The sequence below is a fragment of the Aeromonas sp. genome, from assembly GCF_050633025.1.
Taxonomy (GTDB): Bacteria; Pseudomonadota; Gammaproteobacteria; order Enterobacterales; family Aeromonadaceae; genus Aeromonas.
Genome location: NZ_JBODRQ010000124.1, coordinates 1 through 9,819, shown reverse-complemented (window position 1 = coordinate 9,819; position 9,819 = coordinate 1). Strand labels below are relative to the sequence as shown.

The 9,819-nt window shown below is 56.8% G+C and carries 10 protein-coding genes; 5 read left to right on the top strand and 5 right to left on the bottom strand.

Annotation, left to right across the window (positions count from 1 at the left end):
- The 3 genes from ACRAUW_RS14525 to ACRAUW_RS14515 all read right to left on the bottom strand — a co-directional run.
- Nucleotides 1–710 (bottom strand): Hpt domain-containing protein (locus ACRAUW_RS14525; RefSeq protein ID WP_431362845.1); only part of this gene is annotated, 710 nt, incomplete at its 3' end.
- The gene (locus tag ACRAUW_RS14520; RefSeq protein ID WP_431362844.1) at nucleotides 697–1,017 is read right to left on the bottom strand and encodes an STAS domain-containing protein; all 321 of its coding nucleotides are present in this window, start codon (nucleotides 1,015–1,017) and stop codon (nucleotides 697–699) included. The genes ACRAUW_RS14520 and ACRAUW_RS14525, both read right to left, overlap by 14 nt.
- Nucleotides 1,018–1,033: 16 nt before the next feature.
- Nucleotides 1,034–1,402 carry a response regulator gene (locus tag ACRAUW_RS14515; RefSeq protein ID WP_431362843.1) on the bottom strand — a complete coding sequence of 123 codons (369 nt, stop codon included), beginning with the start codon at nucleotides 1,400–1,402 and terminating at the stop codon, nucleotides 1,034–1,036.
- Between the two features lie 250 nt (nucleotides 1,403–1,652).
- On the opposite strand from ACRAUW_RS14515, the gene rlmKL reads away from it, so the two are divergent.
- The 4 genes from rlmKL to rmf all read left to right on the top strand — a co-directional run bounded on the left by rlmKL (nucleotide 1,653) and on the right by rmf (nucleotide 6,399).
- Nucleotides 1,653–3,848, top strand: a complete 2,196-nt coding sequence (gene rlmKL / locus ACRAUW_RS14510) for a bifunctional 23S rRNA (guanine(2069)-N(7))-methyltransferase RlmK/23S rRNA (guanine(2445)-N(2))-methyltransferase RlmL (RefSeq protein WP_431362842.1) — start codon at nucleotides 1,653–1,655, stop codon at nucleotides 3,846–3,848.
- Nucleotides 3,848–4,078 carry a glutaredoxin family protein gene (locus tag ACRAUW_RS14505; protein ID WP_431362841.1) on the top strand — a complete coding sequence of 77 codons (231 nt, stop codon included), beginning with the start codon at nucleotides 3,848–3,850 and terminating at the stop codon, nucleotides 4,076–4,078. The genes rlmKL and ACRAUW_RS14505 overlap by 1 nt, the downstream gene beginning before the upstream one ends.
- A gap of 73 nt (nucleotides 4,079–4,151) precedes the next feature.
- On the top strand, nucleotides 4,152–6,062 hold the full coding sequence (gene uup / locus ACRAUW_RS14500; protein WP_431362840.1) for an ATP-binding cassette ATPase Uup: 1,911 nt from the start codon (nucleotides 4,152–4,154) through the stop codon (nucleotides 6,060–6,062).
- Nucleotides 6,063–6,219: 157 nt separating this feature from the next.
- Complete coding sequence (rmf, locus tag ACRAUW_RS14495; protein ID WP_005315693.1) at nucleotides 6,220–6,399, top strand: ribosome modulation factor; 180 nt, start codon at nucleotides 6,220–6,222, stop codon at nucleotides 6,397–6,399.
- 87 nt (nucleotides 6,400–6,486) lie between these two features.
- Here rmf and fabA read toward each other — a convergent pair whose 3' ends face one another.
- Nucleotides 6,487–7,047, bottom strand: coding sequence for a 3-hydroxyacyl-[acyl-carrier-protein] dehydratase FabA (gene fabA / locus ACRAUW_RS14490; protein WP_431362839.1), 561 nt, complete (start codon nucleotides 7,045–7,047; stop codon nucleotides 6,487–6,489).
- Nucleotides 7,048–7,123: 76 nt separating this feature from the next.
- Entirely contained in the window at nucleotides 7,124–9,100 is a 1,977-nt protein-coding gene (locus tag ACRAUW_RS14485; protein WP_431362838.1) for a Lon protease family protein, read from the bottom strand.
- A 129-nt stretch (nucleotides 9,101–9,229) separates the two neighbouring features.
- Here ACRAUW_RS14485 and ACRAUW_RS14480 point away from each other — a divergent pair, with 129 nt between their 5' ends.
- Nucleotides 9,230–9,454 (top strand): hypothetical protein, encoded by a 225-nt coding sequence (locus ACRAUW_RS14480; RefSeq protein WP_431362837.1) that lies wholly within the window; start codon nucleotides 9,230–9,232, stop codon nucleotides 9,452–9,454.
- The last annotated feature ends 365 nt before the right edge of the window (nucleotides 9,455–9,819 follow it).

Here is a 9,819-nt window from a genome sequence, read left to right as displayed (position 1 = left end):
GGCGTCAGCAGACAGATGATGCTGGCATGAGCGACAAAGTCGAAGGTACTGCGGATCCGCTCGGGAGATTCAGCACTGCGCAGGCCAATTTCATAGCCAAGGAAACACTCTGTCGGGTCGAGCAATTGAACGGGCGGCCATTCGTGCCAGACCGGTTCGATGAAGATGATCTCGCCCAGATTGCCGAGATAGCGGATAAAGGCCAGCAGGTCGAAGCCATCCTGATAGAGCGCCGGATAAAAACGCACAGAGAGATGCCAGCGCTTGAGATCCTGCGAAGAAGTTACGTTCTGTGGCGGCACTACGACAGGTTGGGTTGGCAAAATTTGATGGCCCTGCAGTTGGGAAAGCAAGGCCAGGATCTGCTGGGTTTCGGTCTGCGGCAGCTCGGGATTGTGCTCGGCCCCCTGCAACAGATCGCGCAGTTGATCGTTGCAGGCCAGCAGCAGGTTGATCAGATGCTCATCGAGCTGCAACTCGCCGCTGCGAAGTCGTGCCAGCATGTTCTCCATGGCGTGGGCGAAGCGTACCAGCATGGTAAGGCCCAGCATGCTGGCTGAACCCTTGATGGTATGGGCGGTACGAAACATCAGATTGTAGGTTTCGGCATTGGCCGGGTAGCTTTCACGATCAAGGAGCGCCTGCTCCAGATGATCACACTGCTCGTAGGCCTCCTCGAAAAAGAGGGCGCGCGCTTTATTGACGTCCATCTGGCCCCTCCGCTCTGGTGAGGGACGAAAGCAGTCCGAGCTGGCCTAGCGCCAGTTCGGCTTCACTGCCATCTCCCGTCTTGATCCGCAGCCGCTTGCCCTGGGAATTGGCCTCTTGCTGGAGGAGGGCGACAAGCTGGGCGCCGCAGCTATCGAGCGCTTCAAGCTGGCTCAAATCCAGCAAGGCAACTGGAAAGTTGAGCAGACTGAAGAGATCGTCTTGCAACTCTGCCACCGTCATGACGGTGAACTCCCCCGTGAGAATGGCGATTGGGGGCGCATGCATAATATTCAGTTCAAAACTCATACATTGTGCTCCCGTATCATGGTTGCACCACCTTGTAGACATCATCGATAAGCTTAAGCGGCTCGAATGGCTTGGTCAGCCAGACACGGGCGCCGGCATCGAACCCCTCTTGACGGATCTCGGGCGAGTTTTCCGTCGTCAGCATGATGAACGGGATATAGCGAGTGGTTGCCTGTGCCTTGAGATGGCGCAGCAGTGTCATCCCGTCCATGCCCGGCATGTTGAGATCGGAGATGATGAGATGTACCCGCTGGCCACTAAGGCAGGAGAGGGCCGCGTTGCCATCATCCGCTTCGATCACGCTAAAACCGGCGCTTTGCAGCGTCATGGTAATGGTTGCTCTGATACTGACGGAGTCTTCCACAACAAGGATGGTTTTGGTCATAAAAAGGACTCGTTCATAGGCATTATGGAGATCCGGACAACATGGTCGAAACCTCCTAATTGTTGCCCAATAAGTTGATGTGTGTGGATTTTTTTAAACTGGATTGACGTGTGCAGGATAAAAATCGGGGAAGGGGGGGACTGGCGGTTTTTAAGCCTGCTACGGAAAGGGTTCAATAGACCCTTGTTGCACCGTATCTCCTGTCATTGTCAGCCACTTTTACATGCTCAGAGTGACCTGATGAGGTATAATGCGGGACTATTTTTATGGGTTCCCCGTGAGCGTGATGAAAGAATTTTTTGCAACCTGCCCCAAGGGGCTGGAAAACCTGTTGGCCGACGAGCTGACCAATCTGGGCGCAGAGCAGGTCCGTGAGACCGTGGCTGGCGTCCACTTCAAAGGCGAACTGGCGGTGGGCTACAAGGCCTGTCTCTGGAGCCGTCTGGCTTCCCGCATCGTGCTGGTGCTCTCCGAATTCCAGATGAACGACGATCTGGATCTCTATCTGGGCGCCCACACCATTCCCTGGGAAGAGCACTTCTCAGGTACCTCTACCATTGCGGTAGACTTTACCGGTACCAACCCTGCCATTCGCAATACCCAGTACGGGGCGCTCAAGATCAAGGATGCCATCGTCGATCGCTTTACCAAGCGCGGTCATGTGCGCCCGGATGTGGACAAAAAGTCGCCGGATATTCGCATCATGGCACACATGGGCAAAGGCAAGGCCAATATCACGCTGGACTTGTCAGGACCTGCGTTGCATCAGCGTTTCTATCGTCAGGGCACAGGTGAAGCACCACTCAAAGAGAACCTGGCGGTCGCCATGATTGCCCGTAGCGGCTGGGCCGGTGAGCCCATGATGGACCCCATGTGCGGCTCCGGTACCTTGCTGATTGAAGCGGCCTTTATCGCCGCCGATATGGCGCCGGCGCTGCGCCGTGAGCGCTTCGGTTTTGATCGCTGGCTGCAGCATGATAGCGAGCTGTGGCAGAGCCTGATGATGGAAGCACAAGTACGTGCCAAACGCGGCATGCAGCGCTGCGAGGTGAAACTTTTCGGTTGTGATGCCGATTCGCGCGTGCTGCTCAAAGCCCGTGACAACGCCAAAGCGGCCGGTGTGGCGCACCTCATCACCTTCAAGCAGGCCGATGTCACCAAGCTGGAAAACCCGCTGCCGATGCCTGCCCCTGTTGAAGGGGAAGACGGTCAAGGGGAGGCCCGCCAGGTCGGTATGCTCATATCCAACCCGCCCTACGGCGAGCGTCTTGGCGAGTTCCCGGCGCTGCTGGAAGTGCATCAGGCCCTTGGCGATGCTCTGCGTCGCAGCTTCCAGGGTTGGAAAGTCTCCATTCTTTCCGCATCCCCTGAGCTGCTCAGCTGTCTGCGCCTGCGCGCCGACAAGCAATATCGCCTGTTCAACGGCGCCCTCGAGTGTCAGCTGCGTAATTATCAAATCGCACTGGACTCCGTGGCATCCCAAAAAGAGGTGGCACAGGACTTTGCCAACCGTCTGCGCAAGAATCTGAAAACCCTCGAGAAGTGGGCCAACAAAGAGGGCATCGATTGCTATCGCCTCTATGATGCCGACTTGCCGGAATACAACGCTGCCATCGACCGCTATCAGGACTATCTGGTGGTGCAGGAGTATGCTGCGCCCAAAGACATTCCCGCCCAGAAGACCCGTCAGCGTCTGCTCGACATGGTTCAGGCCGCCATCAAGGTGACCGGGATGGACGGCGAGAAGGTGATCCTGAAGGTGCGTGAGCGTCAGGAAGGGAAACAGCAGTATCAGAAGCTCTCCGAAGAGCAGCACCGGATGGAAGTGCAGGAGTATGGCGCCCGTCTGTGGGTCAACCTCTACGACTATCTGGATACCGGCCTGTTCCTCGACCACCGTCAGACCCGCCGCATGCTGGGTCAGATGGCCAAAGGCAAGCGCTTCCTGAACCTGTTTGCCTATACCGGCAGTGCCACCGTGCACGCGGGTCTCGGCGGTGCCAGCGAGACTACCACGGTGGATATGTCGCGCACCTACCTCAACTGGGCTCAGGACAACATGCGCCTCAACTCGCTGGTGGGCCGGGAGCACAAGTTCGTGCAGGCCGACTGCCTGAAGTGGCTGTCGGAAGCGGACGAGCAGTACGATCTCATCTTCATCGATCCGCCCACCTTCTCCAACTCCAAGCGGATGGACGAGAGCTTCGACGTGCAGCGCGATCACCTGCTGCTGATGCAGCACCTGAAGCGGCTGCTGGCGGCCGATGGCACCCTGGTGTTCTCCAACAACAAGCGCCACTTCAAGATGGATCTGGCCGGTCTCGAGGCCATTGGTCTGAAGACGCAGAACATCACCGGCAAGACCCGGCCCAAGGATTTCGAGCGCAACCAGCACATCCACAACTGCTGGATCATCACCCATGCGCCGGAGCAAGGCGAAGCGTGATGCTGACCCTGTTTCATACCGACGGTTGCCACCTGTGCGAGCAGGCCTGGGCGCTGGTGGAGGAGGCAGGCCTTGCCGCTACCACCCGCCAGTGCGACATCATGGATGATGAGCAGTGGCTTGCCGCCTATCGGGTGCGCATTCCGGTGCTGCGGGACGAGGCTGGCCGCGAGCTGGGCTGGCCCTTCACGCTGGTGGAGCTCAAAGGCTGGCTCGCTCGTCAGGGTTGATTTGTGAGTTGACGATGAAACGGGGGCAGACCCAGTCTGTTGCCCGTTTTTTCATATGAGATAAGGAACGAACATGGCTCTTTTAACATTGCACGGCGGGTGTCTGTCGTTCAGTGATTTTCCGTTGCTCGACAAGGCCGAGCTGACCATCGAGCGAGGCGAGCGCCTCTGTCTGGTGGGGCGCAACGGGGCGGGCAAGTCCACCCTGATGAAGGTCATCGCCGGCGAACTGCCGCTCGATGATGGCCGTCTGGTGCTGCAACAAGATTTGAAAGTGACCCGTCTCGAGCAGGATCCGCCTGCTTCCAGCGAGCTGACGGTGTTTGACTACGCCGCCGAAGGGCTGGCCGGCGTGGGTGAGCTGCTCAAGCAGTACCACCACATCTCCATGGCGCTGGCGAGTGACCCGTCCGATGCCAACATCCGCAAGATGAGTCAGCTGCAGGAGCAGCTCGATTATCAGAATGGCTGGCAGTACGAGACCCGTATCAATCAGGTGCTGACCCTGCTGGGGCTGGATCCTGACGTGACACTCGACAGTCTCTCCGGTGGCTGGCTGCGCAAGGTGGCGCTGGCCCGTGCATTGGCCTGCGATCCCGATCTGCTGCTGCTGGACGAGCCGACCAACCACCTGGATATCGAAGCCATCAACTGGCTGGAAGAGTTCCTTAAGGATTTTCGCGGTGCCATCGTTTTCATCTCCCACGACCGGGAGTTCATCCACAAGCTGGCAACCCGGATCATCGATCTGGATCGCGGCGCCATCACCTCCTGGCCGGGCAACTACGACGAATACCTGCAGGGCAAAGAGGAGTGGCTGCGGGTCGAAGAGCTGAAAAATGCCGAGTTCGATCGCAAGCTGGCGCAGGAAGAGGTATGGGTACGCCAGGGGATCAAGGCGCGCCGCACCCGTAACGAGGGGCGGGTGCGGGCCCTCAAGGCGATGCGCATGGAGCGAACCCAGCGTCGTGAACTGCAGGGCAAAGCCAAGCTGCAACTTGATGAGGCGAGCCGCTCCGGCAAGCTGGTATTCGAGACCGAAGGGCTGGGGCTCGACTTTGGTGATCGCACTCTGTTCGAGGGGCTGGATCTGCAGGTGCTGCGCGGAGACAAGATTGCGCTGGTCGGGCCCAACGGATGCGGCAAGTCGACCCTGATCAAGCTGTTGCTGGGCCAGCTAGATGCCACTCGTGGCTCGGTGCGTCAGGGCACCAATCTGGAAGTGGCCTACTTCGATCAGTACCGCGAACAGCTCGATCCCGAGCAGACCGTGGTGGACAACGTAGGGGAGGGCAAGCAGGAGGTGATGGTGCGTGGTCGCTCCCGTCATATCCTCGGTTATCTGCAAGACTTTCTGTTCGAACCCAAGCGGGCCCGTACACCGGTCAAGGCGCTCTCTGGCGGTGAGAAGAACCGTCTGCTGCTGGCCAAGCTGTTCCTTAAACCCAGCAACCTGCTGATCCTCGATGAACCGACCAACGATCTCGACGTCGAAACGCTGGAATTGCTGGAAGAGCTGCTGGCGGACTATCCGGGTACTCTGCTGCTGGTGAGTCACGATCGTCGTTTCATCGATAATACGGTGACCGGTTGCTGGCTGTTTGAAGGGGATGGCCGCATCAGTGACTACGTGGGTGGCTATGCCGACATGATGGCAACCCGCGAGCAGCAGCGTGCTCAGCAACAGGCCAGGAGCACACCGGTGAAGGCTCCCGAGCCGGTAGCCACAGTGAGTGAAGCACCGAAGAAAGGTAAAAAACTCTCCTACAAGCTGCAGCTTGAACTGGATGGCCTGCCGGCGCGTCTTGAGCAGCTGGAAGCCGAACTTGACGCGCTGCAAGGAGAAATCAACCAGCCCGGTTTCTTCTCCCTGCCAAGTGAGCAGACCCAGCCCAAACTGACCGCATTGAGCATTGCCGAAACTGCGCTGGAGGAGGCATTTGCTCGTTGGGAAGAGCTGGAAGGACTCAAAAATCAGGAATAAGTTTCTTGTAATTTAAACTTAATTGAGTTCAGTGCCTTATGTCACAGAGGGGGGTTAACATGGGAATTTTTGTTTGACCCCCCCTCCCTGCTGGGGTAAAGATGAAAGCGACCGATGAAAAGTTGGTCGCTTTTTTGTTCCACGAAGAGGGTCGTAGATGATGAAGAGACAGAAACGGGACCGTCTGGAAAGAGCTCGTGCTCGTGGTTATCAGGCTGGCGTGGTCGGCAAACAGAAAGAAGCGTGTCCGTATCAATGTCTGGATGCCCGTGGGCACTGGCTTGGTGGTTGGCGAGATGCCATGGAAGGGCGGGGCTCAGGCCTCTTCATGAAGTAAGTTACTTCATCATACTCATTACAAAAGGAAAGGGGCCGTTGTGGCCCCTTTGCGTTGTGGCTTTCGCCACCTTCAGATCCGCATCAATCAGAATGAGGAGGTGTCCTGGAACAGGCCCACTTTCAGGTCGGTGGCGCTGTAGATGGGGCGACCATCAACTTCAACGACACCGTCGGCAATACCCATTACCAGTTTGCGATTGATGACTCGCTTGAAGGTGATCTTGTAGGTCACTTTCTTGGCGGTCGGCAGGATCTGGCCGGTAAATTTCACTTCACCGACACCCAACGCACGACCCTTGCCCGGGCCACCTTTCCAGCCAAGGAAGAAGCCAACCAGCTGCCACATGGCATCCAGACCGAGACAGCCCGGCATCACGGGATCCCCCGGGAAGTGGCAATCGAAGAACCAGAGATCCGGGGTAATGTCGAGCTCTGCCAGGATCTCGCCCTTGCCGTGCTCGCCACCGTTGTCATTGATCTTGACGATGCGATCCATCATCAACATGTTGGGGGCGGGCAGCTGACTGTTACCCTCACCAAAGAGTTCGCCACGGCTGCAAGCCAGCAGCTCTTCACGGGTAAAAGAGTTCTTGCCCTGTTCACACAGGGAAAGGCGGGCTTCCTGGGTCGAATTGTCTACGGTCACGCTGAGTTTCCTTCAAATGTGTAAAGCTGCGCCAATTTAGCTTACAGATGTGCGCTAAACAACTCCGATCACTTCATTAGCGGCCAAACAGCCGATCAAGAAGGGCGCGCAACAGCCCGACTTTCGCCGTGCTGCCGTTCAGCTCATCCAGTCGCTCCTGAATGCGTCCAAACAGGGTATCGGGCATATCAGGCTCACCCGCCACACAGCCAGTCAAGAGCTCGATGGCCTCTTCCACATGATCTACCGGGTGGATATGGAACTGGCCCGCTTCAACCGCTGCAATCACCTCGTCAGAGAGGTTGAGTTGCTGGGCATTGGTGCCCGGCAGCAGGATACCTTGCTTGCCGGTCAGACCGTGGATCTTGCACACCCGGAAGAAGCCTTCGATCTTCTCGTTGACGCCACCAACGGCCTGCACATTGCCAAACTGGTCGACAGCACCGGTTACAGCAAAGTGCTGGTAAATGGGTTGGCGGGCAAGGGCAGAGAGCAGGGCACACAGACCGGTCAACGATGCGCTGTCACCATCAATTTCGTGATAGGACTGTTCGAACACCAGATTGGCGGAGAGAGGAGAGGGGTTTTCGGCTCCAAACTTGTTGGAGAGGTAGCCGTGAATGATCATCATCGCCTTGGCGTGGATATGGCCTGCCAGCTCCGCTTTGCGTTCGATATCCGCCACATCGCCATCACCCAGGTGAACGGTGGCGGTCAGGCGCACCGGTTCACCGAAGTCATAAGGGTGACCGGAGACCTGAATGACTGACAGGCCGTTGATCTGGCCAATCTCTTCGCCATCGGTTTGCAGCAGGATTTGGCCGTCGATGACGCCCTGATCGGACTGCTCAACCAGATAGTTGAGGCGGTAATCCTGCTCCTCCAGCGCGCCGCGGATATGCTCGTCGGTGACGACGTCCGCTTCCAGTTCGCGTGCCAGACTGTCAGCCATCCGCATGATGGCGGAGAGCTGTACCTCGGAGAGAGAGAGCCACTCCTGATGATCACACAGACGGCTGGCGTGACGGCATAGAGCGCCGAGGGCGGCAGGAGTGAAGTCCAGCAGTTCCCAACGCTCGCGCAGCCAGGCCAGATACTGCAGAAACTCTTGCAGGTCCTCTTCAATATTCACTTCGGAGACCAGATCGGCGCGCAGGAAGATGCGCTCGGACATATCGCGATCCAGCATCTGGAACTCCGCCACGTCGAGTCTGTCACCCACCAGGATCAGCTTGAGCTTGATGGGGGTAGCCTCAGGTGCGAAGAAGGGGGTCAGGGTTTTCCCTTCCTGATAGGCGTTCCAGTCCAGCTCGCCTTTTTGCATGGCATTTTTCAGCTTGAACCAGAGGTGCGGCTGATCCAGCAGTTCGTCCAGCTGCAAAATGAGGTAACCGCCGTTGGCTTCGCGTAGCAAACCTGGCTCCAAAAGGTGCTGGTTAGCATAGACAGAGCCTTGCTCGGTCTGGTAATTGATGGAACCAAATAGCGTATCCCAGTTGAGATCACGGCCATAAATCACCGGCGCTTCCTGCTCTTCGTGATGGATCAGCAGGTTGATTAGAACCGGGTGCTGGAACTCCAGCCCCAATGCCACGTGGGCGGCCAGATCGGAGAGGAAATCATCGATCTTCGGATCATTGTTCTGCTTACGCATGATGCGGGTCACGATGCGCTCGGCATCGAGGTGGTGGCTCAACAGCTTGAGCAATTCGCCAACCATTTCACAGAACTCAACGCCAGAGCCCGGTTGCAGTCGCAGCCAGATAGGTTTGAAGGGGTTGTTCAGGTTCTCGGTGTAGCAGAGATCAAACAGGTCACCATCCTTGCCATGGGAGTCGGCAATCAACGTCTGGCAAACACCTTCATAATCTGCGCCGGGGAACCCGTTGAGCAGCATGACCGGACAGTCACCATCAAAACTGGCGAGACGCTTGATGCCGGAAATGGCTCTGGGTTGCAGTGCCGCAAAGGGGATGGGCTCAAGTTCACTGAGCTTGGGGAACTGTTCAATTGCAAAAGCGGGTTTTAATTGTTCTGATGTTAATTCAGCCACTTAAGACATCCGGTCGGAGAGAGGATCAATTGTTGCCATTATACACAGTTCAATAAGCGGCGACAGGAAACAAGATATCGAATTTAACATAATATGTATTATGCGCAATGACGGGTGCAGGAGGACGGAATGAAGAGAACTGAGCAATGGAGCCGCTTTGATGTGGCTGACGGCTTGGCCACTGAGGCCGATATGGTTGCCTATCTGCAGGCAGCTCTTGAAGATGGTGATCCGGCGCTGCTGACTGCGGCGCTTGACGATGTGGAGCGTGCTCGCGCCAAACTGGGTGGCCAGCCGCGCTACACGCTGGAAGAACTGTTGCCTCAGTGTGACCCCAATGCCACCAACAGTTAATCAAGTTCGTCCGCCCATCTAGACATTGGAAGAACAAAAATTAGAGGCAAGCGAGAGCAGCTTTGTAGACGATGTTCAGATCACGAGTAATGTCCAACGTCATCCTGCAGGTTGACTTAAACCCATCTAGAAAACCAGCTGCTTATCTCGTAGATTCTTCAAAGCGTTGATGCCATGAGTGATCATTAGTCACGATGACGGGCTCATCGCAGTCAGGAAATTGGTCTGCAGTGATATCGACAATGTATCCAGCTACCTCTAACCATGCATGGGATTGCTGGTTATCAGTAGAACCGCTAACGTATTCGATGTCGCGAATTCAGATAATAAGTGCAACGCTCGGTCATGGAGCTGAAGAGGGAGTT

Excerpts from the sequence above, each read along its gene's own strand:
- ACRAUW_RS14520 (WP_431362844.1), bottom strand. The coding sequence starts at position 1,017 with ATGAGTTTTGAACTGAATATTATGCATGCGCCCCCAATCGCCATTCTC.
- ACRAUW_RS14515 (WP_431362843.1), bottom strand. The coding sequence starts at position 1,402 with ATGACCAAAACCATCCTTGTTGTGGAAGACTCCGTCAGTATCAGAGCA.
- rlmKL (WP_431362842.1), top strand. The coding sequence starts at position 1,653 with ATGCGGGACTATTTTTATGGGTTCCCCGTGAGCGTGATGAAAGAATTT.
- ACRAUW_RS14505 (WP_431362841.1), top strand. The coding sequence starts at position 3,848 with ATGCTGACCCTGTTTCATACCGACGGTTGCCACCTGTGCGAGCAGGCC.
- uup (WP_431362840.1), top strand. The coding sequence starts at position 4,152 with ATGGCTCTTTTAACATTGCACGGCGGGTGTCTGTCGTTCAGTGATTTT.
- rmf (WP_005315693.1), top strand. The coding sequence starts at position 6,220 with ATGATGAAGAGACAGAAACGGGACCGTCTGGAAAGAGCTCGTGCTCGT.
- ACRAUW_RS14480 (WP_431362837.1), top strand. The coding sequence starts at position 9,230 with ATGAAGAGAACTGAGCAATGGAGCCGCTTTGATGTGGCTGACGGCTTG.